The sequence below is a fragment of the Undibacterium sp. Xuan67W genome (assembly GCF_049340165.1).
GTDB lineage: Bacteria > Pseudomonadota > Gammaproteobacteria > Burkholderiales > Burkholderiaceae_D > Undibacterium.
Map to the genome: position 1 here is coordinate 277,394 of NZ_JBMPPN010000001.1, position 23,608 is coordinate 301,001.

A 23,608-nucleotide genomic window follows, 5' to 3' on the forward strand; every position below is an offset into this window, starting at 1 on the left:
TACACCAACCATTAGTATGAATAACTTGCGCCTTCCCTACTTTCTGCAAGCACCGGCGATCTTAACGTTCATCTTGCTCATACTGGCATGTGTTTTTCCTGAGCAGGCACAAGCACAAAGCACAGGCGGCTTACAGGCGATTACCTCGACACCTGCAGCAGGCGGTGGGCAAAACTATTCGCTAAGTATACAGACGCTGTTATTTTTGACGGCGCTGTCCTTTATCCCGGCGATCTTGTTAATGATGACCAGTTTTACACGCATCATTATCGTCCTGTCGTTGTTACGCCAGGCATTGGGAACACAATCAGCACCGCCGAATCAGGTGATGGTTGGCCTCGCTTTATTTCTGACCTTGTTTGTTATGGGACCGGTATTCGATAAAATTTATGCTGAGGCATATCAGCCTTTTGCAGAAAACAAAATGTCGATGTCCGAGGCCATGGACAAAGGTGCCGCACCGCTTAAAGCCTTTATGCTGAAACAAACCCGCCAGAGCGATCTGGCGCTGTACGTCAAGTTATCCAATACACCCGAGTTGCGTGGACCTGAGGATGTGTCTTTACGCATTTTGATCCCGGCATTTATTACCAGTGAGCTGAAGACAGCATTCCAGATCAGCTTTGCGATTTTCATCCCGTTCCTGATTATCGATATGGTGGTCGCCAGCGTATTGATGTCGATGGGGATGATGATGGTGTCGCCGTCAATTGTGTCATTGCCGTTTAAATTGATGCTGTTCGTGCTGGTTGATGGATGGCAATTGCTGATCGGCTCTCTGGCACAGAGTTTTTATTAGCGACGACCATCGTGCGGCTTGCCTATGAAGTTGATTGGCAAAGTTGAGTCATTAGCCGAACTAATGAGCTTCATTGATGAGCTTGACCAATATCGCTTAACGCTGCAGGCTGCTCAGCCCCGTGTTGTCAATTTTTATTAAATTTAGTTAGGGAGCACAGTATGTCACCAGATAGCGTCATGACCCTCGGCCGTCAGGCAATGGAAGTCACCTTAATGGTATCGGCACCACTCTTGCTGGTCGCTCTGGGTATCGGCCTGATTGTCAGTATTTTTCAGGCAGCGACACAAATTAATGAAACGACCTTGTCTTTTATCCCCAAACTAGTTGGGATCTTTGTCACCTTGATCGTTGCCGGTCCGTGGATGTTGTCGGTATTGACGGATTATATGCGTCAGATGTTCACCAGTATCGCAACGATGGCAGGTTGATACTAAAGCATAGCTGATACCAAGCCCTCGCGTCCACACTGCCCCTACCAAGCTATGGTGTCCTTTTCTGGAAATGAACTGATCGCCCTGATCGCGTCTTTTATCTGGCCGCTGACCAGAATACTCGGCCTGATCGCAATTGCTCCTCCATTTGGTAATAACAGCGTACCTGTTCAGGTCAAGATAGTCTTAGGCGTCATGCTGGCATTGATTGTTGCGCCAACCATACCGCCCTTGACAGGGGCCGATCCGGTGTCACTTACTGGTGTGATGATATTGATGCAGCAGTTCGTGATCGGACTGGCGATGGGATTTATGATGCGGGTTGTTTTTGCGGGCATCGAAATGTCAGGAGAAGTAATCGGACTGACGATGGGTCTGGGTTTCGCCACTTTTTTTGATCCACAAACGCAAGGACGTTCATCGGCAATCAGTCAGTTTCTGGTGTTGGTAGCAACTCTGCTGTTCCTAACGCTGAATGTACACTTATCGATGCTGGCGACGCTCGTTGAGAGCTTCACTACTATCCCGATCTCTACTTCGCTCACTGCAGGATTTAGTTTTCAACGCCTCGCCATCTGGGGGCAAGAAATTTTCAGTACCGCTATGCGACTGTCCTTACCCATTGTGGCAGCGCTGCTGATTACCAATATCGCGCTGGGTATTTTAACGCGGGCCGCACCTCAACTAAACCTTTTTGGTATCGGTTTTCCCATAACGATAGGCGTAGGCTTTCTGATGTTGGGGATGATTTTGCCTTATTTGATGCTACCGATAGAAAATCTTTTTCAACACGGCTTAGAAGCGATATTATCACTAGGAATCACCACGCCTCCTCACCGCTAGCTGAGAATTCCGATGACTTTGCCCCTGCCGTTTTCGACGAATACCCTGTATTCCATCGCAGATATCCGTAGCGTCGAGCAAGAAGCGCACTCAACGCTGACCTCTGGCTCCCTGATGCGCGCTGCGGGTCAGGCAGCAGCGGTATTCGCCCGCAATCTTGTCCCTTCTGGCAGCACTGAGATATTGGTGCTTGCCGGTCCGGGCAACAACGGCGGAGATGCACTGGAAATGGCTTATCTGTTTGCTGCCGCGGGTGATCGTGTCTCGGTCATCATTGCAGAGGGCATACAACATTATTCAGCCGAAGCAAAAGAAAGTCTGCTAAAAGCACAATCAAGTCAGGCGCATTTTTTTGGCCTCGACTATCTGCAAAAAACCCCAGGCAAGCAATGGACTCTGATCATTGATGGACTGTTTGGAATTGGCTTGACTCGTCCGGTTAAAGGCAAGATGTTCCAGCTGATTGAGCACATCAATCGCTATACAGCTCTCTCAGGTGTGCCGGTGGTGGCGCTTGATGTGCCTAGTGGATTGAACGCGGATACCGGCCAGGTAGTAGGTGCCGAGGGTATTGCCATACGTGCCAGCCATACCATCACATTTATTGCGAACAAACCGGGACTGCATACTGCGGCAGGTAGAGACTATGCAGGACAGGTCAAAGTTGCTGATCTGGCGATTGCATCTCGACTCTTCCCCGCGCCTGTCGCCGTACTCAGCAACGCGGCGGCGCTGCTGGCTTCCAGCAATCCGCGCCTTAATAACAGCCACAAAGGCAGCTATGGTGATGTATTCGTGATTGGAGGCCAAGAAGGCATGGCAGGAGCGCCCATATTGTCAGCAAGGGCGGCGTTACATGGCGGCGCAGGTAGAGTATTCGCCGGGTTCTTAAGTATGCCTCCTGCATTTGACAGTCGCCACCCAGAATTAATGTGCCGCCGGGCACAAGATGTACATTTTATTGACACAACGATTGTGGTTGGCCCAGGTCTCGGTACATCTGAACCGGCGAAAGCATTATTAATCGATAGCCTGAAGCGGTCAGAATCGCTCGTCATCGACGCCGATGCGCTGAATTTGATTGCCAGCGATACGTCCTTGCAAAAACTCGTGAATCAGCGCTCTCACATCAAAGACCCGGCAGGCAAGGCTCTGCGCACCATCATGACACCGCACCCCTTAGAGGCCGCCAGATTACTGGAAACCTCGACAGACACTATACAGGCAGATCGTTTGCGTAGCGCCCGGGCATTATCCGACAAGTTCAACGCGACGATTGTACTGAAAGGTTCTGGCAGCATCATCGCCACGCCAGACGAAACATTGATCATCAACACCAGCGGCAACCCAGCTCTGGCGACAGCTGGCACAGGTGACGTGTTAGCGGGATTATGCGGAGCACTGCTGGGGCATGGAATGGCAGCCCACGAAGCTGCCAATATCGCGGTATGGCTACATGGTAAAGCAGCGGATCAATGGGTCGCTCGCGGTAGAGGTCCGATCGGCATGACCGCCAGCGAATTAATTCCGGCGATTCGCGATTGCATCAATCACTACTCCAAGCATCCAGAACGCTGAATAACCCATACTAGGGATGAGTATTATTAAAAACAATGCCTCAACCGCTTTATTGACGTAGTGATTGAAAAATACTCCCCTTTATTTATGTATTTCACCCGGCAAAAACTATTCCCGTGAAATACAGCGGGGAAGTCAGCACGATTAGCAGATTAAGTCCCTGTAATTGGCACATCGAGTTCGTCAACGAGCTGTGACAACACGCCTGACTCAGTCGGGTGCCACACAACACGGGCCGAGCGATTTTGCACGATCCTAAATCAGAGGTACTACTGTTCCGCCTCAAGACGACCCGCAGTAATACGCAATGTCCGTCCGCAGCGCGCCGCAATCGACAAATCATGCGTTACCAGGATCAGTGTCGAGCCGCGTTCCCGGTTTAACGCAAACATTAACTGAATTACCGATTCGCCAGTCGCCGCATCCAGGCTACCGGTAGGTTCATCGGCAAATAACAACGGCGGCTGCGTCACAAATGCACGCGCCAAGGCAACCCTCTGCTGCTCGCCACCGGACAAATACTTGGGATAATGACGCAAGCGACTGCCCAGACCAACATGCTCCAGCATCTCTGTCGCCTTAATTTTGGCCTGCGTATCGCCACGTAATTCCAACGGCAGCATGGCGTTTTCAAGTGCATTCAAATGGCTCAGCAATTGAAACGACTGAAATACAAAACCCAGTCGTTCTTTTCGAAATTGCGCCCGTCCGTCTTCATCGAGCGCAAAAATATCCACACCATCCAGCACGACCTTGCCTTCGCTTGGCGTATCTAATCCCGCCAGAATTCCCAGCAAAGTTGATTTACCAGAACCGGAGGCACCAACTATCGCAAGCGTCTCTCCTTCTTGCGCGGTAAAATTGATGTCACGCAAAATACTCAAGGTACCGGTCGCATCCGTCACCTGCTTTGCCAGATGGCTGACGTCGATTGCCTGACGACCGACCGGTTTCTTTGTGGTCGCCGCACCGGTCAATTCACTGCTTAATTCTTTAGGAAGATTCATGCTTTTTTGGGATAAAAAAAATAGGCTGCAATCAGTACAGCAGTTTTACCGTTGTTCGTTATTCAGGATCATGCTGATCATCGCATACGGCCTTACGCCAGCATTCGCACAGGCGGCCAGTCATTCTGCATCAAAAACCGTGCTCGTGCTTGGCGATAGCCTGTCAGCAGAATATGGATTGGCGCGCGGCACAGGCTGGGTCGCGTTGATGGAGCGTCGCTTACAAGAGAAAAAAATCGCGGCCAATGTCATCAACGCCAGTATCAGCGGCGAAACCACGAGCGGCGGTAAGGTACGTTTAGAAAAACTGCTGAGTCAATATCAGCCCGATATCGTCATTATCGAGCTGGGCGGCAATGATGCATTGCGCGGCCTGGCGCTCAGCGCGTCTGAAACCAATTTTCGTGACATGGTGGCAATGAGCAGCGCGGCCAAAGCCAAAGTGCTCCTGGTCGGCATGCAGATCCCGCCGAATTATGGACGCGATTACACCGAGCGCTTTTTTTCTATCTACGGCAAGATCGCCAAGGAAAGCAAAACTGCACTGGTGCCATTTTTACTGCAAGGCGTCGCCGACAAACCACAACTGTTTCAGCCTGACCGGATTCACCTGATTGCCGACGCCCACCCGATTATGCTGGACAATGTCTGGCTGCACTTATACCCTTTGCTGATCTCCAGCGCGAAATGAGTCAATGAAATATCCTGAGCTGCTGAGCTTTTCCGATGTGCTGCCGAGACTGGCGGAATTTGATACGATTATCGATGTGCGCAGTCCTGGTGAATTTACAGAAGACCATCTACCCCAGGCGATCAATTGTCCGGTGCTCGATGATGAAGAGCGTATCCGGGTCGGTACGATGTATAAACAGGTCAATGCCTTTGAAGCAAAGAAAGTCGGCGCAGCACTGGTTGCAAAAAACATTGCCAAATATATCGAAACATATTTTCTGGACAAACCAAAAGACTGGACACCGCTGATCTATTGCTGGCGTGGCGGTAATCGCAGTGGATCTATGGCACACATCTTTGCCAAGATCGGCTGGCCAGTAGTGCAGTTAGACGGTGGTTATAAAAGTTATCGCCAGCACGTCAATCAAACCCTGCCCGAGATCGCCAACACCATCTCATGGCGCGTCATCTGCGGCACGACAGGCAGCGGCAAAAGTCGCCTGCTACAAACCTTACACAGGCAAGGCGCGCAGGTACTCGATCTGGAGCAAATCGCCGTACATAAAGGCTCTGTGCTCGGTGGCTTGCCGGACTTGGCTCAGCCTTCGCAAAAATATTTTGAAAGCCAGATCTGGCAGACTTTGCGTGAATTTGACGCAAGACGTCCAGTGTATGTGGAGTCAGAAAGTAAAAAAGTCGGCAATCTGCGAGTTCCCGATCAAGTCATCCAGACAATGCGCGGCGCGCCTTGTATCGCGCTACATTTAACGATGTCTGATCGCGTCGAATTATTGATGCAGGAATACGCACATTTTGTACAAAATCCTGAGGGACTCAACCGGCAGCTAGAGTGCTTAGTCAGTCTGCATGGCAAAGAAAAAATTCAGCAGTGGAAGCAACATGCAAACGAAGGGCAAATGCGAGAACTGGTGACGCAATTATTGGAGAAGCATTACGACCCGGTCTACGTACGGTCTATTGATAAAAATTTCATTCAATATCCGCAAGCACAGGCGCTGCACCTGCAAGGTATTCGCGACGAAGATTTTACCTCCACAGCAAAACTGATCCAGAGTGCAGAGTAATTTCCCTCATCATGGAATTTATGTCTGAATGGTCTGAACGCTCTAATCCATGTGACAAAGACGGCGCCATAGTAAATAAGCGCAGTCATACACAACACGCATAATTTTACGAAGAGAGTAGGATTCACTGCGAACAAGTGAGGGCCGCATCAGGCCAATCAGCCAGCGTCATCATCAATAATGCGCTGCCCTTCCTGATCCAGTTCGTCGAACTGGCGATTATTTAATGCCCACCAAAATACGCCGCCAATCGCGAATACAAGAACGACACTTAGGGGGATTAACAGATAAAGAATATCCATGGATTCAATCTATTCGCTATAACGACATATTGGTACGTTGAAGTGCTGCTGTATTGCTGTGCTGATGTGCCTCCATACAGCTCAGTAAATCAGTCGATATTTATCAGGCTAACTGCAAAGTCACAGTTCGCTCCTGATATGGTGTCGTCAAATTAAATGTCACGGGCTGGTTCATTCGTAATAAGCGCAAAGCATTCAACACGACGATCAAAGAACTGACGGACATCCCCACGGCAGCATGCCAGGGTTCTAGCAAACCTGTCACCGCAGCCGGAATTGCAATCAGATTATAAACAATCGCCCAGATCAGATTCTGGCGAATTAGCTGCATGGCTTTAGTTGCAATCGTCATCGCAAATTCCAGATCACTCAGTCGGTTCGACATCAATAGCAAATCACTACGGGACTGTGAAACCGGCGCGCCCTGCCCCATCGCTACAGAGATATCGGCGAGCGATAATACCGGCCCGTCGTTCATCCCATCACCAACCATCATGACGATCGCTCCCTGACGCTGAAGATCCTGAACGACCGCATATTTATCAGCAGGACTAAGGTTACCTCTCGCATTAACGATCCCACATTGCTGCGCCACAGACCGCACAACGCCCTCACGATCACCGGACAATAACAATATCTTCTTGCCACTTTGTTGAATACAACGCACTGCATCAACAGCATCGTCACGCAAGGTATCCTCCAAAGCATACATCGAGAGAAAACCATCTTCATTACCAAGAACTGAGATCGTTTTATCCGCAAACTGAGATGGAAGCGGACAAAGCTGAGGACATATTTCAACTACAAAATCATAACGACCCAGACGATATTTTTTGCCCTCAATACGCGCTTCAATACCGCCACCGACCAACTCACACAAATGAGTGACGGCGACTTCGTCCCAGGCATTACCGTTGCCGGTATCGTTATTTGATGAGATGGCATCGGCAATTGCTTTCGATACCGGATGCATAGAATGCGATGTCATCGCCAGACTGATGGCATCTACCTGTGCCGACGTCAACTGAGAGGAAAGTAGATCATGGCCCGCACAATAAACCGTACTGAACAGTCGTAACTTTCCGAAAGTCAGTGTACCGGTTTTATCGAAAATACAGTGCGTGGCTTTCGCCATTGATTCAATTGCTTTGCCTTTGGCGACCAGCACCCCATGTTTAGCCATTTGCCCTATTGCCGCAGACATTACTCCCGGCGTCGCCAGAGATAAAGCGCAAGGGCAAGTCACGACAATCACGCTGATCGCAATCCATAAAGCGCGATCAGGATCAATACGCCACCAGACAAATGCCGTGAGCGCAGCGACGATTAAAATAACTAAGAGGAAGCGGCTCGCGTGTTTGTCGGCGAGCTGTACGAGTGGTGGCTTTTCGTTTGCCGCACTTTCCATCATGCTGACCAGTGACGATAACTGCGTGTCATTACCGACTCGTTGTGCCCGCATTAGCAGGACTCCGCTCAGGTTTATCGAGCCAGCAATTAACTCATCACCCGGTGATTTAGGGAGCGGGTGTGACTCGCCGGTCATCAGCGATTCATCGCAATCACTTTGCCCTTCGATCACTACCCCATCTGCAGGCACCTGCTCACCCGCAGCAATCATCAGTACATCATTTATTTGGAGATCGGCAGTGTCAATCGATACTGTCTGACGATTCTCCGGATAATGTGTAAGGCGGTGGGCAAGCATCGGCTTCAGCTGCGTCAATACGCGCAATGCCGCTGTTGTTTTGAGCTGAACCCGCGCCTCGATCAGACGTGCCCCCAGCAGCAAAAAAACAAACATAATTACTGAATCGAAATAGACTGTACCGCCATGAAACGTGCCCCAGACACTCGCGACAAACGTCAATAGTATGCCGAGCGAGACGGGTACATCCATCCCGACATGGCGATTACGGACATCTCGCAATGCGGCTGTAAAAAATGGCATCGCTGAAAATCCGACGACGGGGATCGTAATAATGAGGCTGGCGATTTTTAACAAACGGTCTACATCAGGCGTCAGATCACCATCGATTTGCGGCACCGGAACCAGGTAGGCAGGAAAAGCGTACATCATGATTTGCATCATCGCAAAACCGGCGACAAACAAGCGCCACAACGCCATTTTATTTTCACGTTGCTGAACCTCGCCCTGGGTCTGTCCAGCAGGAAAAGCGCCATAGCCGAGGTCAATAATTGACTGAATAATTTTTTTTAGCGAAGTGAGATGCGGTTGCCAAGCCACTTCTGCTTTATGGCTGGCGGCATTGATATTAAAGCTTGTCACGCCCGGCAACTGGCGTACGCGAAAGATAATTAATTGAGCACAGGCAGCACAGCGTATGCCGGACAAACTCAATTTATCATGTTGGCTCGCAGTATCGCTGTCCGTTGGCTGATGTAAAGTCATTGATGTGAAGTCATTGTAAGGGGTATCACTTATGTCACATCCGAGGATGCAATCCGATCATTTGGCTTGTTACGTGCATGCCGATACTGAGCAATTAAATTAGCTTGCTCAATCGCTTTAAGAACGGCGGCACAGCCGTGACAACATACCAATTGCATTTCACTGTCAAATTTTACTTCGACCGCCTGCTGCTTTCGCATTAGCTCATCGCAATGAAAGCAGGCAATTTTCTCCCCCGAGCGCAAGCTTGGGAATAATCCTGCAAAAAAAGAGGTAGCGGCGATAGCCATGACAATGACGTATAAAAAGGCGATATTTTTTATCTTAAGGAATTAATAATTGGCATTCTTGATATGGAACAAGATTTGTTCTAAAAAACGGCTACCAACTCAAATTATTTTTGAAGAAAATCGCTAATAATTCAAGCCGTAAACGTAAAAAACGGTGGCATTGCACCACCGCTTTTTTGCCCCTGTACTGGCGACATTGTGAGGAATCAGAGAGACCTCGGATCCGTTTAACATCACGGAGAGATACTACACAAATTGTAAGTGAGACTGTTTCAAATACGACTTAGGTGCTACCTGTTTTCACTTCGCACATAACCGGATCACTAAAGAGAACCGGAGCTCAAATTCCATCCGTCTTTGATACAAATTAGTCCTTGTATATCGACCTCCTTCTTTTGAACCAGTTACAACCCTAATATAGGCCAATGTCAGGCGCAGAAGAAGAAAAATATAACTATCGCTTTTGGATCAGGATTAAAAAAATTAACTAAACTATTTGGATCTATCAGTGCTATGCACTACCCTGCTTCGTCAGTGAATTCCAGGCGTATTGAGTTTCGTCATTGCGGAGATTGCCCCAACACCGATCGACGCGCCAAATTTCTTCAATACGCGCTCTGGGAGGCCTTCTTTTTCAGTGTAATCAACAATATCTTCCGCTTCGATAACATCACGTGCAACGCTCGCCGTGGTTCCAAAGTCATCAGCCAACCCCATCTCTACAGCCTTACTGCCGACCCAAAATAATCCAGAGAAGGTCTCGGGAGTTTCTTTTAAACGTTTCCCACGTCCCTGACGCACGACGTCAATAAATTGCTGGTGAATTTCATTCAGCATCTCTTGTGAAAACGCTTTTTGTTTCGCGGTTTGCGGAGAAAATGGATCCATAAAACCTTTGTTTTCACCGGCAGTCATCAAGCGACGCTCAACCCCCACTTTATCCATCAGCCCTGTAAAACCAAAACTATCCATCAGGACACCAATCGAACCGACAATACTCGCCTTATTCACAAAAATTTTATCCGCTGCAGCAGCAATGTAGTAGCCGCCGGAGGCGCACATTTCATCGACGACGACATATAGCTTTTTCTGCGGATATTGCTTTCGTAAGCGCAGAATTTCATCATTGATCATCCCGGCCTGGACAGGGCTGCCTCCGGGGCTATTGATACGCAGAATCACAGCAATCGAACCAGAATCAGAGAAAGCACGGTTAAGTGCAGGAATAATGGCATGCGCACTCGCATTTCCCTCAGACTCAATCGTACCATTGATATCTACCAGTGCCGTATGGCGCCCGGGATTTTCCGTCTCGGCAGAACGATAGTCACTGAATAAATAAAAGCTGAAGAGAATTAAAACAAGAAATAACAACTTAAAAAAGATGCCCCAGCGACGGCGCAAACGTTGTTCTCTCAAGGACTCTGTCGCCAGCTTTTGCAGTAACTCGCGCTCCCAGCCTTGAGTTGAATTAGTTGCACCCGTGTTTATTGGATTTTCCATCATGCGATATCAATGTTAAGCGACGACTGGCGTAATGTAGTCGTCGGGATGCCAGACTATCTGGCCGTCTTTTTCGGTAATCTCAATTTTGCGCAACCGTGCACCACGGCAAGGTCCGCCCGTGCAATGCCCGTTTTCCGGCGTGTAGATAGCACCATGTGTGGCACACATGATGTACAAGCCACTGGACTCAAAAAACTCACCCGGGCTCCAGTCAAGCTCAATGGGCACATGAGCACAGCGGTTCAGATAGGCATGTGCCATACCATCAAAACGCACGACAAAGCCTGTTGCATCCTCATGTCCAGCCGTTACCGGAAAGCGAATGCCTTTACCGCCCTCGATCAATTCAGATGAGTCGCAGATCCTGATCTCAGTCACGCTTGATCTCCTTAGGCATTCTGACTAAGCCAGGCATGCAATTCTGCAACTGTCTTGGCTGAGTAAAGAGGATTGTGCGATTGCAATATCGCGGCATCATGTGCGCCATATTCAACAGCAATTGCTGCCGCACCTGCATTACTCGCCATCAGCAAGTCATGTGTCGTATCTCCGATCATCAGGGTACGCTCCATGTCCTGCCCCAACTCTCGGGTCAGCTCTTGCAACATAGCCGGATGCGGCTTGGAGAATGTTTCGTCGGAACAACGAGTAGCATCAAAAACCGATAATAACTTTGCTGTGTGCAGTGCGCGACTTAATCCAACACGACTTTTCCCCGTTGCTACCGCAAGGAAATAACCATCCTGAGATAATTGAGCCAGCATTTCTCTGACGCCTGGGAACAAAGGTAGCTCGTGATCACGCGCCAGATAATGATGGCGGTAGCGTTCTACCATGCGAGGATAATATTTCGGATCGATATCTGGCAAGGCGGCCTGCATCGCATCTGCCAGAGACAAACCAATGACATAAGCGGCTGCTTTTTCATCCGGAACAGGTAAACCAAGATCTTTTGCTGCTGCCTGGATACATTGCACGATAGCTGCCGTGCTATCCATCAGTGTGCCATCCCAATCAAACACAATAAAATCAAATTGCTTTTTTGCCATATTCTTTCTTCACCACAAACCTGTCTGACGCCGTGCGTTGCCAGTACCCTAAATAATCGAAGTAAGTATTTTACCCTTAATAAAGGATTAAGTTTTTACGCGCTAAACCAGGCTTTTAAGAAAACTCTGGCAATCCGTCGGCAACGGGGCATTGAGTGTCATTTCCTGACCAGTTTCAGGATGAGTAAAAGTAATTTGATGTGCGTGCAGAAACATTCTCTTTAGAACTCCGCGCTGCTCCGTCGGTTTGAGTAAAGCACGGTTAAGTGCAAAATCACCATATTTATCATCACCCGCAATGGCAAACCCGCTGGACGATAAGTGCACGCGAATCTGATGCGTGCGGCCCGTCTTTAATTCAGCCTCTAGCAGTGCGAACTCATGGAATTTTTTCTTTAGTGAGAACACAGTGTGGGATGCCATGCCATCTGCTTGAACCCTGACGCGCCGCTCTCCGTCAGCGGTTGTGTATTTATGCAATGGTAACTTTACATGTTGACGTGCATTTTTCCAGTCGCCATGAACCAGCGTCAGATAACGCTTGTCGGTCAAGCCGTCACGCATTTGTTCGTGCAGATTGGTTAAAGCTGTTCGTTTCTTTGCCAGCAACAAAATACCGGAAGTTTCCCTATCCAAACGATGTACCAGCTCCAAAAATTTGGCCTCTGGCCGGGATGCCCGAAGTTGTTCAATAACGCCATAACTAACTCCGGACCCGCCGTGGACAGCGATGCCAGCCGGTTTATCAATTATGAGCAGGTACTTATCCTCAAATACGATGTCAAACTCAGCTCCCGGGACGACCTGTGTGGAGGTTTCAGCAATACGAATTGGTGGTATACGAACAATATCGCCGTCCCTCAAGCGATAGAGCTGATCAATCCGCCCCTTATTTACCCGCACCTCACCGGATCGTAAAATCCGGTAAACATGACTTTTTGGCACGCCTTTACATATTCGTATTAAATAGTTATCTATTCGCTGCCCTGCATCCTCTTCAGCGATGGTAACGAGCTGAACCTGAGGCGACACTTGCGACGACGCATCAGAAGGATGGCTGGAAGCACTGTTTTGCCCCTGTTTTTCAGGTGGCTTCCTATTATTTATCGCTAAGTCCTTCATTTTGAATATATAATCGTTTTCGCTTCGGCTTTAGGCTTTAGCTGGTGTATGAATAAACGCGTATTCTACACAGGGGCATGTTCATCGGCCTCGCCAATTTGCAAATTCGATGGAAAAGATGTGTATGCACATCATTATATTGGTCAGGGTTGCAACCAATTGTGGCAATCGGACAGGATGTAATGATTTGGATCAGAAAGTTTGAATAGTAAGGATCAGTCCAGCAAGAGACGTCTGTATATTTATTACATCCGTGCTTGCCGGTTGATGATTTTGACCAGTGTGATCGATTTCGCCAAATACAATTAATCAAAGATGGTTTGGCACTCAACAAGTTGCTCATCGCCTGGCGTTGTATTCATGTTTTGTACGATAAAACACGAATCAGACAACGCGGGGGACATGTGCACTCGATCCACAATTAAAGTCATCCGCGCCCAGTGCGCAACAGAAGTAAGCTGGCGATCATATTCAGGGACGGCGTCAACTCTGCCAGTCGCTTTCAGACATAGTTGTCGGATATGTCGGATATCTCGTCAGTAGTAATTGATTCTGTTGCGTCAGAGGCATTTCCCGCCCCATCAGACTCTCCGTTCTCGCATACATCCCAATGTACGCAAGTTGCTTGTCTCGCACTAACGGGGCAACAACACAAGATGACCAAAAGGTCACGGAGCAGAACCATGAAACGCATGCTATTTAATGCGACGCAGCAAGAAGAATTGCGCGTAGCCATTGTCAATGGGCAAAAACTCATCGACATCGATATCGAAACCGCCGGACGTGAATTACGTAAGTCCAATATTTACAAAGGCGTTATCACCCGCATCGAACCCTCCCTTGAAGCCTGTTTCGTCAATTATGGCGAAGAACGTCACGGTTTCTTGCCCTTCAAAGAAGTAGCCCGCGGTTACTTCAAAGACGGTATTGATGTTCGCAATGCTTCCATCAAAGATGCGTTGCGTGAGGGCCAGGAAATTATGGTCCAGGTTGAAAAAGAAGAGCGTGGTAATAAAGGCGCAGCGCTGACTTCGTTCATCTCTCTGGCTGGCCGCTATCTGGTATTGATGCCAAACAATCCGCGCGGTGGTGGTGTTTCCCGTCGTGTTGAAGGTGAAGATCGTCAGGAATTACGCGAAACGATGGACAAACTGGACTTGCCTACTGGCATGTCCGTCATTGCACGTACCGCAGGTATTGGCCGTAACGTCGACGAATTGCAATGGGATTTAAACTACCTCATGCAACTCTGGCGCGCCATTGAAGGCGCAGGCAAATCATCTGCCGGCGCTTTCCTGATCTATCAGGAATCGTCTCTGGTTATTCGCGCGATCCGCGATTACTTCCAGCCAGATATCGGCGAAATCCTGATCGACACTGACGAAATTTACGAACAAGCTCAGCAATTCATGAGCCACGTGATGCCAGACATGGTGCACCGTGTGAAGCGCTACAGCGATGATGTCCCGCTGTTCTCCCGCTTCCAGATCGAACATCAGATCGAAACTGCCTACAGCCGCACCGTGCCATTGCCATCAGGTGGCGCGATTGTGATTGATCACACAGAAGCTTTGGTCTCAGTTGACGTCAACTCAGCGCGCTCAACCCGCGGTGGCGATATCGAGACAACCGCATTCAATACCAACTGCGAAGCAGCAGAAGAAGTCGCACGTCAATTGCGTCTTCGCGATCTGGGCGGCTTGATCGTGATCGATTTTATCGACATGGAAAACGCCAAGAACCAGCGCGAAGTGGAAACCCGCCTTAAAGATGCTTTGCGCTATGACCGCGCACGCGTCCAGATGGGTAAAATTTCCCGTTTTGGCCTGATGGAACTATCTCGTCAACGTCTGCGCCCTTCTTTATCCGAAGGCAGTCATGTGACCTGCCCACGTTGTAACGGTACTGGTCATATCCGTGATACCGAGTCTTCTGCATTGCAAGTCCTACGCATCATTCAGGAAGAAGCAATGAAAGAAAATTCAGCTGCGATCCACGTACAAGTACCGGTCGATGTTGCGGCATTCTTGCTGAACGAAAAACGCGGCGAAATTCTAAAAATTGAAACACGTCATCGTGTCACTGTCATTCTGATTCCAAATACGCATCTGGAAACGCCTCACTACAAACTGGATCGTCTGAAAACAGATGATCCACGTCTGGAAGAGCATCACGCCAGTTATGCGATGGCTGAGCAGGCAGATACAGATATCGGCTATAGCAAGCGTCAGAAAGAGGATGTCAAGCCACGCCAGGAGGCAATGGTAAAAAGTATCACTCCAGATACTGCACCTATCGTAGAACGCAAAGAAGTTCCCGTGGTAGCGCCGGTCTTGGTCGCTGCTGCCAAGCCAGCCCCAGAAGGTTTCTTCAGCAAGTTGTTTAACCTGTTCCGCTCAAAACCAGCAGAAGCAGTCGCTGAAGTACCTGCTGTATCGGAAAAACCGCAAAGCCGTGAACGATCTGAACGTGACCGCAATAGTCGTGGTCAGCGCAATCGTAGCCGTAATGGCCGTGGACGCGATCGTGAAGACCGCGAGGATCGTCCTGCGACTAATCGTGCAGAGAAGGATGATTCCGTAGAACCGGCAACCCTGGAACAAGCTCCGCGCCCGCCAAAACAACCACGTCCGCCAAGGGAAGAGCGCGATCCGCAAGAGCCCAAGCAAGAAACTCGTCGTGATCGTCAGCAACGTCAACGCGAAGAACGCAAGGAAACTCAGGGCGACTCAAAATCTGCTGATGCCAACATGAATACTTCTGCCTTGGCTGCGAATGCCGTACCCTCGGTGGCTGTAACAAACGACGTAACAGACAATACAAAGTCTTTAACGCCGAACGCAGTAGAAGGCGAAAACGCAGAACAAGGTGAAGCTCGTCGCCGTCGCCGTCGTGGTGGTCGCAACCGCAACCGTCGTGACCGTGAAGCTGGTGATAATACGGAAAATAGCGATGCAGTTTCTGGCAATGAATTCGTGTCACACGAAGAAGCGCCAGTCATGCCAATCAACGCCGTAGCTGCAATTGCGGAAACCGTTGCAGAATCTTCTGAGATCGCCGCCATCTCAAACCATACTGCGCCAGTCGAAGTAACGCCAGCTCCTGTTGCTGTTCAGCCTGTGATGCCGGCTGAGGTCGTAACGACACCTGTTTTCGTTGAAGCAGTAGCGACAGCTCCGGCACAATCTGACATACCAGCAGTGGCAGCACCGGTTCAGGCACATCTGGACCTGACTCCGGCACCAGCGGTGACAATCAATGTCGCAAATGACATCGTTGCTCCAGTAATTACCCCATTCACACCGCCAGTAGCCGAAACAGTTCAGGTAGTTGAATCTGCTCCGACCTTTAGCGCTCCGGCAACGACGGAAGTGCCAGCGGTAGCAGTAGCGACTACGACGGCACCAGTCGTGGCATCAAAACCCGTAGAAGCGGTTGTAATGCCAGTAGAGAGCTTAAATGTCATGCTGCAACAGGCAGGTCTGGTATTGGCGAGTACTAACCCAGAAAAACTGCGTGCCGCACAAGCATCGGCAGCAACTGCTACGGCAGCGCCACGTGTACCACGGGAACGCAAGCCAGTTGCTACTGCTGCCAGCGAGCCCTTGGTTTTGGTTGAAACCAAGAAGTAATTAAGCCAACCTATTCACGGGATTTTTTAAACATTCAAAGCTTTTAAATCCAAAGCTAATGAATATAAAATCCGTGAGTATAAAACTGGCAAATCTGGTCTAATTATCTGAATGAAATAACCCGGCAACAGTGATGTTGCCGGGTTATTTTTTTGCACAAACCCGTTATCGCTTCTCGTGGTATCTTTTCGGTCTAGTGTGCTGAATTACTTTGCAATACCTACTTTGTCTGAACTTCATGTCTGAAAAATTTATCCCTCTGACGGATTACCGGCAGCGCGAACAAACCTTAACGGTTCCGGATCGTTTAATAGAACCTGACGGCCAACTCAAGGATAGCTTGCATCGTCCGTTGCACGATCTGCGTATCTCAGTAACAGATCGCTGTAATTTCCGTTGCGTCTATTGCATGCCTAAAGAAGTGTTCGACAAGAACTACCGTTTTTTACCGCAAACTTCGTTACTCAGTTTTGAAGAAATTACCCGCGTCGCAAGAATTTTCGTTGCTCACGGCGTCAAAAAAATTCGACTTACTGGCGGAGAACCGCTGCTGCGCAAAAACATCGAAAAACTGATCGAGATGCTGACCAAGCTCAAGGCAAGCGATGGCAGCGATATTGACCTGACTCTGACGACCAACGGATCGCTACTGGCACGCAAAGCACAGGGCCTGAGAGATGCGGGGCTATCGCGAGTGACCGTGTCACTTGACTCCATGAATGACGCTACATTTAAACAAATGAATGATGTGGACTTCCCTGTGTCAGATGTACTTGACGGCATCGATGCGGCGCATCGCGCGGGACTGGGGCCAATCAAGGTAAACATGGTCGTCAAGGCCGGCTTAAACGACAGTGAAATCATTCCGATGGCACGCTACTTCAAAGCGACACCTCATATACTCAGATTCATCGAATATATGGACGTCGGTGCCTCCAATGGCTGGAAACTGAATGAAGTTATTCCCTCTGCCAAGGTCATACAAATATTGAACGATGCTGGATTATCGCTATTGCCAACCCAGGCAAATTACGCGGGAGAGACTGCGGAACGCTGGCGCTACCTGGATGGAAACGGAGAGGTCGGCGTCATCTCCAGTGTCACTCAAACTTTTTGCCATGAATGCAGCCGCGCACGCCTCTCTACCGAAGGAAAATTGTATACCTGCCTCTTTGCCACACATGGACATGACCTGCGATCACTGCTACGTGATGAACATCACCTGCATTCCGATCTAGCCATTTCTAACGTCATTGCACAGCTATGGAAGAAACGTTCAGACCGTTATTCCGAGTTGCGCAGTCAGCAAACCGAAGAGTTAATCAAGAGCAGGAAGAAAATCGAAATGTCGTATATTGGTGGTTGATACGCATACCACACAGGCCATTTTTATATAGCGATAAGCATCTGTACCAAACCAAAGGGCGAGCGGTGACTGGTCAAAATAATCCATCTCACCTGTATTCTCTTCTTACCTGGCAATGTCGTACACAGCACCTGATACCTCGTTAAAGATGACACGCATAGATCAACAACTTATTACCGGACTGATCCTCGCAGGAGGTCGCGGCACGCGTATGGGCACCGTCGACAAAGGCCTGCAAGTGTTTCGCGGGTCACCAATGGCGATGCATGCGTTTTTACGCCTATCACCGCAGGTTGGAGAGATTATCATCAATGCCAATCAGCATCTGGCAGCCTATGCAGCTTTCGGGGCTAAAGTATGGCCAGATAAAATTGATGGCTTTGCAGGCCCTCTGGCGGGATTACAGACGGGTTTACATCACTGTAAAACACCCTACCTAGTCAGCGTGCCCTGCGACTCTCCTTTCCTGCCCGCGGATCTGGTCGAACGCCTATCAAATGCGTTATTCTCAGAGCAAGCCGATCTGGCAGTAGCCGTCACCATCGAATCCAATGGAGAAACGGTCGCCAAACAAGCGCATCCGGTCTTCTCGCTCATGAAGTCCTCCGTGCTGACTCATCTGAGCGATTTTCTAGATCAGGGAGGACGCAAAGTAGATGCGTGGTACGCATCATTAAACATCGTCGAAGTCGTATTTGACGACGTTGCTGCCTTCCGCAACATCAACACCCTGCAAGACCTGCGACAATTCGACAATTAAACCTTCACATGACGTCTATACCCCAACCAAACAGCTTGCACGAAGTCGTCAGTTGCCTATCCGGCTATGACCCTGATGCCTTACCAGTAGCGCAGGCACAGCAGATTATTCAGCAATTTATTACCCCCATATCGTCTATCGAAAAAGTAGCGATACGCGAGGCCTTAGGGCGGGTTCTGGCAACAGATATCGTCTCTGGTATCAACGTGCCGTCGCATGATAATTCGGCGATGGATGGCTATGCCCTTTGTAGCAGCGATCTGTCCATAAATCAAACCACCTCCTTAATAATCAAGGGAACGGCTTATGCCGGACGAGCCTTTGAGGGGGTAGTCAACACCGGGGAATGCATACGTATCATGACGGGCGCGGTCATGCCCGAGTCATGCGATACTGTCATTCCACAAGAGTTCACACTCACCGCATCCTCGACTCAAGTAGAGGTACCTGCCGGCAAAGTGACAGCAGGTGACAACAGGCGCCTCAAAGGCGAGGATCTGGCAGCAGGCAAGACCGCACTCTTCAAAGGAAAAATACTGCGTCCCGCTGACATAGGGTTACTCGCCTCTCTCGGCGTAGCAGAAGTACCGGTACAACGAAAATTACGTGTCGCATTTTTTTCTACCGGTGATGAGTTGCGCTCGCTCGGCGAAACACTGGACGCGGGATGTGTCTACGACAGCAACCGTTACACCCTGCATGGCATGCTGACGCGACTGGGCTGCGACATCGTCGATATGGGCGTAGTCAAAGATGATCCGGACTCACTGGAAGCCGCGTTTCGCTCGGCCGCTGAAAATGCCGACGCCATCATCACTTCCGGTGGCGTATCGGTCGGTGCCGCCGACTACACAAAGCAAATGATGGCGCAACTCGGAGATGTCGCCTTCTGGTCTATAGGCATGCGCCCCGGTCGCCCAATGGCATTTGGCAAAATTCACTCTGCCGAAAAAAGTGCCTACCTGTTCGGCTTGCCCGGCAATCCCGTCGCTGTCATGGTGACTTTTTATTTTTTTGCGCGAAGTGCCCTGCTTCATATGATGGGCGCCACTATTCCTGAACTTCTCTTGGTTCCCGCAGTCTCATTAACTGGTCTGCGTAAGCGTCCTGGCAGGACTGAGTACCAACGCGGCATCGCTTCAATAGCTTCAAACGGACAACTCCAGGTCGCAATCACTGGCTCGCAAGGCTCAGGTATTTTGCGCTCTATGTCAGAAGCCAACTGTATGGTCGTGCTCCCCCATGAACAAGGCAATGTGAGTGCAGGCGACGAGGTCAATATTCTGCTGTTCGAAGGCTTGCTGTAATTTAGGGTATGAAGATAAGTTACACTTCAAACAGGTAACAAATTATTACAACAATCAGCCAGACTATCGTGTGTCGCTATACTGATTTTGCCTTGTCATAATCGGCGCCATACGATTTACTTTTGTCGCCAAACCAGTCACTACCGTTATCACCACTATCACCATTTGATTATTTTTTTAGGAGAACAGATTGAAATTATTACACTGGATCGCGATGAGCTGCGCAAGCATCACTTTGTTAACGGCATGCGGCGGTGGCAGCAGCGGCTCTACCAGCACAGCGTCAACGGTATCTGTCACCTCGGTTACGACTGACCAACTGGTCTACCGCAAGGTCACCAATATGACTGTCGTCGGCAAGAATCTCGACCTCGGCATCAATATCTCCAATCCAGGCTGTCTCAAAATTACGGAAGTCGCCGGTGGCACATCGACGCAGCGCGTGTTTGCCTGCAAAATGGTCGCCGTAGGAACATTCGCCGTATCGATCACCGCTGGTGACAGCGCATCACTGTATTCCGGTTCACTGACGATCCCGCTGGCAGCACAGCCGCAAGTCACGATGAAAACGACATTGGGCGATATCGTCATTGAACTCAACCCTGCCAAAGCGCCAATCTCTGTCGATAATTTCCTGAATTATGTAGAGAATGGTTTTTATGTGAACAAGATTTTCCATCGTGTAGTCAACAGCACATCTTATTCGATTGCTCAGGGTGGCGGCTTTACCAGCGATTTGCAGCAACCAACGCCACCTTTCGCAGCGATCAAATTAGAGTCCAATAATGGCTTGAGCAATGTGCGCGGCACTATCGGCATGGCACGCACCAGCGCAGTCGATTCGGCAACCTCACAGTTTTACTTCAACGTTGCCAGCAATACCGGCTTCGACTACACCAGCACGAGCAATCCCGGATATGCCGTATTTGGCAAAATTGTGACGGGCCTGGATATCATGGACAAGTTTAAGACCGTCGCTACTAATTCAAGCGACGTTCCAACGACAGCGATTTTTATCAATTCAGTGGTGCAAACACAATAATATGATAGGCTAGCTTGGGTAATTTTTAGTGCCGTTAATTTGCTTGTTTTTTCAATGTCTATCACTCACCTCCAAGGCGGGTACCACATAAAGGAATCATGATGAATCAACTGTTGAAATCCATTTTGGTCGCAAGTATGGCGATGTTGGCCATTAGTTCAGCCCATACCAAAGACGAACCCAAAAAAGCCTCCGCATCTGCGTCGGCTTCCGTGTCCGCCTCTGCAAAAGTTGAATTACTTGATTTAAATAGTGCCACTAAAAAGGAACTCTCTGAGCTGCCGAAAATAGGTGATGCACGATCAGATGCCATCATCAAAGGTCGTCCGTACAAGGGCAAAGATGATTTATTGAATAAAAAAATCATTCCTGAAGATGCCTACAACAGCATCAAAGATCTGGTGATTGCCAAACAAAAAACCGACGCCAAAAAGAAATAAGCTGTTTTTGCGGTACTGAAGTCACATCGCCAACATATCGGCATGAATCAAGACAAAAAGCTGGCCTGACGCTGGCTTTTTGTCTTTTCGGATCAACGTCAAAATCTGCTTATATTCTGCAATACAGTCTGAGATAGTTGTAAGTCTATTTTCAAATGTGTAAGATAAAGCTGGGCACATCAGTTACAAAACTTGTTCGATAGGACCCCTGATCCCATGCTGGACTTGATCACCCGACGATGCTTTACCACTTTTTGCTTACTTGCCTGTGGCCTGCCAGTATTCGCAGAGGACGGTCACAAATCCTCATTTTCCCTCAGTGGCTTCGGCACCTTGGGAGCCGTTTATAACTCGAACAGACAAGCCGACTTTATCCGTGATCTGCTACAGCCAGACGGTGTCGGCTATACCCGCAAACTCGACTTGGGCGTTGACTCACTGCTTGGCCTGCAAGTCACTACCGCACCTCTAGACAACCTCGATGCGACGCTGCAAGTCGTCAGCCGTCGCTCGCAAACCGGATTTAATCCAGAAATCACTTGGGCATTTGCTCGCTACAATCCCAATGACAATATTCAACTCCGTGCTGGCAGATTGGGTTTTGACGTCTACCTGCTCGCTGACTCACGCAACGTCGCCTATTCTTACCTCTGGGTACGGCCTCCTGTTGATTATTTTGGTAGTCTTATTGTTTCCTATATTGACGGCGCCGATCTGGTTCTGAAGTATCCGTTGGGTAATGGTGTGGCACGTATCAAAACATTCGCCGGTAAAGCGCGTGAAAAAAGCTCAACCGGTGGGCCAGACGAATATTTTTCGCTGAACGGTTCCGATGTAATGGGTGCCCATCTGGAATATCAAACCCAGTCCTGGTCTTACCGACTTGGCTACAGCCAATTGCGGTTTAAAAACGAATTTCCCGGCCTGCCGGCACTCATCAACGGGCTACGCGATCCTGCGATTCTGGCATTGAATCCATCCGCGGGAAAAGTCGCTGATGAAGTCGGATTCCAGGATAAAACGATCAAATATTACTCCGCAGGCCTGGCCTATGACGAGGGCCCGTTACAAGCGCAATTCATGCTGAGCTCAACCAAATCAGATACGCTTGGCTTCCCTGGCTATGCGGCTGGCTATGCCACCGTCGGCTACCGAACCGGCAAATGGACGCCCTATGCCACTTACTCCGCAGCACGCCCCCTGCGCAGAGAAGGCGATGGCAACACTGGCTTGCCAGCGGGTATCAATCCCTATATCGATGCGCTTATTGCCGGTAGCTATAACGTGGCGAACAGCCAGTTGAATGAACAAACAACACTCTCATTCGGCGTACGTTATGACTTGAATGATAAGACAGATCTGAAAATTCAACTCGATCACATCAACAATAAGCAAAGATTGCTGGTGCGTAATCAGCAACCAGGCTGGGATGGAAACGCAACCCTGCTCAGCGTCTCGGTCAACTTCATATTTTAGGCGAGCGCTATGACGACCTTCGCCGCCCTCATGCGTTTGTCACTGTTTATTCTGGCGCTCACTGTCTGTGCCCGCGCGCGTGCTGCCGACTTCGTTGTCATCGCCAACCCGAATAGCGGTATAGAAAAAATGAGTAAAGATGACGTCATCAACATCTATATGGGCCGCTACCGCAAGCTTGCCTCAGGCATCAGTGCACAACCGCTAGACCTGGCCAATCCAGTCTCGGAAAAAAGTAAATTCTATTCCAGCATGGTGAATAAAGAACTGCCCGAGATTAACTCTTACTGGGCACGACTGATGTTTTCAGGCCAAGGCTCACCGCCGCGCCAGGTCGACAGCGTGGAAGAGATTATCGATATCGTCAGCAACAACAAAGGAGCGATCGCGTATATTGATAAGAAAAAAGTCGATAAACGTGTCAAAGTCGTTTTTGACGCAACACAATAAGGTCGTTATAAAATACGCTCATCAGGTTTGCCGAC

At 49.3% G+C, this 23,608-nt stretch carries 22 protein-coding genes; 14 read left to right on the top strand and 8 right to left on the bottom strand.

The window, feature by feature from the left end:
- Positions 1-16 precede the first annotated feature (16 nt).
- From fliP to ACO0LE_RS01300, 4 genes are all read left to right on the top strand, one after another.
- Entirely contained in the window at positions 17-799 is a 783-nt protein-coding gene (fliP, locus tag ACO0LE_RS01285) for a flagellar type III secretion system pore protein FliP (RefSeq protein WP_422958601.1), read from the top strand.
- A gap of 161 nt (positions 800-960) precedes the next feature.
- Positions 961-1,230, top strand: a complete 270-nt coding sequence (gene fliQ, locus ACO0LE_RS01290; protein ID WP_422958602.1) for a flagellar biosynthesis protein FliQ — start codon at positions 961-963, stop codon at positions 1,228-1,230.
- Between the two features lie 54 nt (positions 1,231-1,284).
- The gene (gene fliR / locus ACO0LE_RS01295; protein ID WP_422958603.1) at positions 1,285-2,076 is read left to right on the top strand and encodes a flagellar biosynthetic protein FliR; all 792 of its coding nucleotides are present in this window, start codon (positions 1,285-1,287) and stop codon (positions 2,074-2,076) included.
- A gap of 12 nt (positions 2,077-2,088) precedes the next feature.
- Entirely contained in the window at positions 2,089-3,654 is a 1,566-nt protein-coding gene (locus tag ACO0LE_RS01300; protein ID WP_422958604.1) for an NAD(P)H-hydrate dehydratase, read from the top strand.
- Between the two features lie 269 nt (positions 3,655-3,923).
- Here ACO0LE_RS01300 and ACO0LE_RS01305 read toward each other — a convergent pair whose 3' ends face one another.
- On the bottom strand, positions 3,924-4,661 hold the full coding sequence (locus tag ACO0LE_RS01305) for an ABC transporter ATP-binding protein (RefSeq protein WP_422958605.1): 738 nt from the start codon (positions 4,659-4,661) through the stop codon (positions 3,924-3,926).
- Between the two features lie 70 nt (positions 4,662-4,731).
- Here ACO0LE_RS01305 and ACO0LE_RS01310 point away from each other — a divergent pair, with 70 nt between their 5' ends.
- Complete coding sequence (locus ACO0LE_RS01310; RefSeq protein ID WP_422958606.1) at positions 4,732-5,352, top strand: arylesterase; 621 nt, start codon at positions 4,732-4,734, stop codon at positions 5,350-5,352.
- A gap of 4 nt (positions 5,353-5,356) precedes the next feature.
- Positions 5,357-6,418: a tRNA 2-selenouridine(34) synthase MnmH gene (mnmH, locus tag ACO0LE_RS01315; RefSeq protein ID WP_422958607.1), complete on the top strand. Its 1,062-nt coding sequence runs from the start codon at positions 5,357-5,359 to the stop codon at positions 6,416-6,418.
- A gap of 158 nt (positions 6,419-6,576) precedes the next feature.
- Here the strand turns inward: mnmH and ccoS are convergent, their stop codons facing one another.
- From ccoS to ACO0LE_RS01350, 7 genes are all read right to left on the bottom strand, one after another.
- Positions 6,577-6,720 (bottom strand): cbb3-type cytochrome oxidase assembly protein CcoS, encoded by a 144-nt coding sequence (gene ccoS, locus ACO0LE_RS01320; protein WP_422958608.1) that lies wholly within the window; start codon positions 6,718-6,720, stop codon positions 6,577-6,579.
- Positions 6,721-6,823: 103 nt separating this feature from the next.
- Positions 6,824-9,133: a heavy metal translocating P-type ATPase gene (locus ACO0LE_RS01325; RefSeq protein ID WP_422958609.1), complete on the bottom strand. Its 2,310-nt coding sequence runs from the start codon at positions 9,131-9,133 to the stop codon at positions 6,824-6,826.
- A 29-nt stretch (positions 9,134-9,162) separates the two neighbouring features.
- Positions 9,163-9,423 carry a heavy metal translocating P-type ATPase metal-binding domain-containing protein gene (locus tag ACO0LE_RS01330; RefSeq protein ID WP_422958610.1) on the bottom strand — a complete coding sequence of 87 codons (261 nt, stop codon included), beginning with the start codon at positions 9,421-9,423 and terminating at the stop codon, positions 9,163-9,165.
- A 531-nt stretch (positions 9,424-9,954) separates the two neighbouring features.
- A complete protein-coding gene (locus tag ACO0LE_RS01335; protein WP_422958611.1) occupies positions 9,955-10,929 on the bottom strand; it encodes a S49 family peptidase in 975 nt (324 codons plus the stop codon).
- Between the two features lie 12 nt (positions 10,930-10,941).
- On the bottom strand, positions 10,942-11,307 hold the full coding sequence (locus ACO0LE_RS01340) for a Rieske (2Fe-2S) protein (protein ID WP_422958612.1): 366 nt from the start codon (positions 11,305-11,307) through the stop codon (positions 10,942-10,944).
- Between the two features lie 11 nt (positions 11,308-11,318).
- Complete coding sequence (locus ACO0LE_RS01345; RefSeq protein ID WP_422958613.1) at positions 11,319-11,978, bottom strand: HAD-IA family hydrolase; 660 nt, start codon at positions 11,976-11,978, stop codon at positions 11,319-11,321.
- Between the two features lie 102 nt (positions 11,979-12,080).
- On the bottom strand, positions 12,081-13,100 hold the full coding sequence (locus ACO0LE_RS01350) for an RluA family pseudouridine synthase (RefSeq protein ID WP_422958614.1): 1,020 nt from the start codon (positions 13,098-13,100) through the stop codon (positions 12,081-12,083).
- A gap of 683 nt (positions 13,101-13,783) precedes the next feature.
- On the opposite strand from ACO0LE_RS01350, the gene ACO0LE_RS01355 reads away from it, so the two are divergent.
- The 8 genes from ACO0LE_RS01355 (at position 13,784) to ACO0LE_RS01390 (ending at position 23,573) form a co-directional block, all read left to right on the top strand.
- Positions 13,784-16,732 (top strand): Rne/Rng family ribonuclease, encoded by a 2,949-nt coding sequence (locus tag ACO0LE_RS01355; protein WP_422958615.1) that lies wholly within the window; start codon positions 13,784-13,786, stop codon positions 16,730-16,732.
- A 238-nt stretch (positions 16,733-16,970) separates the two neighbouring features.
- The gene (gene moaA / locus ACO0LE_RS01360) at positions 16,971-18,098 is read left to right on the top strand and encodes a GTP 3',8-cyclase MoaA (protein ID WP_422958616.1); all 1,128 of its coding nucleotides are present in this window, start codon (positions 16,971-16,973) and stop codon (positions 18,096-18,098) included.
- Between the two features lie 148 nt (positions 18,099-18,246).
- A complete protein-coding gene (gene mobA, locus ACO0LE_RS01365; protein WP_422958617.1) occupies positions 18,247-18,858 on the top strand; it encodes a molybdenum cofactor guanylyltransferase MobA in 612 nt (203 codons plus the stop codon).
- 8 nt (positions 18,859-18,866) lie between these two features.
- On the top strand, positions 18,867-20,165 hold the full coding sequence (gene glp, locus ACO0LE_RS01370; RefSeq protein ID WP_422958618.1) for a gephyrin-like molybdotransferase Glp: 1,299 nt from the start codon (positions 18,867-18,869) through the stop codon (positions 20,163-20,165).
- A 190-nt stretch (positions 20,166-20,355) separates the two neighbouring features.
- The gene (locus ACO0LE_RS01375; protein WP_422958619.1) at positions 20,356-21,207 is read left to right on the top strand and encodes a peptidylprolyl isomerase; all 852 of its coding nucleotides are present in this window, start codon (positions 20,356-20,358) and stop codon (positions 21,205-21,207) included.
- 101 nt (positions 21,208-21,308) lie between these two features.
- A complete protein-coding gene (locus tag ACO0LE_RS01380) occupies positions 21,309-21,647 on the top strand; it encodes a ComEA family DNA-binding protein (protein ID WP_422958620.1) in 339 nt (112 codons plus the stop codon).
- Positions 21,648-21,863: 216 nt separating this feature from the next.
- Complete coding sequence (locus tag ACO0LE_RS01385) at positions 21,864-23,123, top strand: porin (protein WP_422958621.1); 1,260 nt, start codon at positions 21,864-21,866, stop codon at positions 23,121-23,123.
- Positions 23,124-23,132: 9 nt separating this feature from the next.
- Complete coding sequence (locus ACO0LE_RS01390) at positions 23,133-23,573, top strand: hypothetical protein (protein ID WP_422958622.1); 441 nt, start codon at positions 23,133-23,135, stop codon at positions 23,571-23,573.
- Positions 23,574-23,608 lie beyond the last annotated feature (35 nt).

What these genes read in the sequence shown, in the direction of transcription:
- fliP (WP_422958601.1), top strand. Translation starts at nt 17, where the DNA reads ATGAATAACTTGCGCCTTCCCTACTTTCTGCAAGCACCGGCGATCTTA.
- fliQ (WP_422958602.1), top strand. Translation starts at nt 961, where the DNA reads ATGTCACCAGATAGCGTCATGACCCTCGGCCGTCAGGCAATGGAAGTC.
- fliR (WP_422958603.1), top strand. Translation starts at nt 1,285, where the DNA reads ATGGTGTCCTTTTCTGGAAATGAACTGATCGCCCTGATCGCGTCTTTT.
- ACO0LE_RS01300 (WP_422958604.1), top strand. Translation starts at nt 2,089, where the DNA reads ATGACTTTGCCCCTGCCGTTTTCGACGAATACCCTGTATTCCATCGCA.
- ACO0LE_RS01305 (WP_422958605.1), bottom strand. Translation starts at nt 4,661, where the DNA reads ATGAATCTTCCTAAAGAATTAAGCAGTGAATTGACCGGTGCGGCGACC.
- ACO0LE_RS01310 (WP_422958606.1), top strand. Translation starts at nt 4,732, where the DNA reads ATGCTGATCATCGCATACGGCCTTACGCCAGCATTCGCACAGGCGGCC.
- mnmH (WP_422958607.1), top strand. Translation starts at nt 5,357, where the DNA reads ATGAAATATCCTGAGCTGCTGAGCTTTTCCGATGTGCTGCCGAGACTG.
- ccoS (WP_422958608.1), bottom strand. Translation starts at nt 6,720, where the DNA reads ATGGATATTCTTTATCTGTTAATCCCCCTAAGTGTCGTTCTTGTATTC.
- ACO0LE_RS01325 (WP_422958609.1), bottom strand. Translation starts at nt 9,133, where the DNA reads ATGACTTTACATCAGCCAACGGACAGCGATACTGCGAGCCAACATGAT.
- ACO0LE_RS01330 (WP_422958610.1), bottom strand. Translation starts at nt 9,423, where the DNA reads ATGGCTATCGCCGCTACCTCTTTTTTTGCAGGATTATTCCCAAGCTTG.
- ACO0LE_RS01335 (WP_422958611.1), bottom strand. Translation starts at nt 10,929, where the DNA reads ATGATGGAAAATCCAATAAACACGGGTGCAACTAATTCAACTCAAGGC.
- ACO0LE_RS01345 (WP_422958613.1), bottom strand. Translation starts at nt 11,978, where the DNA reads ATGGCAAAAAAGCAATTTGATTTTATTGTGTTTGATTGGGATGGCACA.
- ACO0LE_RS01350 (WP_422958614.1), bottom strand. Translation starts at nt 13,100, where the DNA reads ATGAAGGACTTAGCGATAAATAATAGGAAGCCACCTGAAAAACAGGGG.
- ACO0LE_RS01355 (WP_422958615.1), top strand. Translation starts at nt 13,784, where the DNA reads ATGAAACGCATGCTATTTAATGCGACGCAGCAAGAAGAATTGCGCGTA.
- moaA (WP_422958616.1), top strand. Translation starts at nt 16,971, where the DNA reads ATGTCTGAAAAATTTATCCCTCTGACGGATTACCGGCAGCGCGAACAA.
- mobA (WP_422958617.1), top strand. Translation starts at nt 18,247, where the DNA reads ATGACACGCATAGATCAACAACTTATTACCGGACTGATCCTCGCAGGA.
- glp (WP_422958618.1), top strand. Translation starts at nt 18,867, where the DNA reads ATGACGTCTATACCCCAACCAAACAGCTTGCACGAAGTCGTCAGTTGC.
- ACO0LE_RS01380 (WP_422958620.1), top strand. Translation starts at nt 21,309, where the DNA reads ATGAATCAACTGTTGAAATCCATTTTGGTCGCAAGTATGGCGATGTTG.
- ACO0LE_RS01385 (WP_422958621.1), top strand. Translation starts at nt 21,864, where the DNA reads ATGCTGGACTTGATCACCCGACGATGCTTTACCACTTTTTGCTTACTT.
- ACO0LE_RS01390 (WP_422958622.1), top strand. Translation starts at nt 23,133, where the DNA reads ATGACGACCTTCGCCGCCCTCATGCGTTTGTCACTGTTTATTCTGGCG.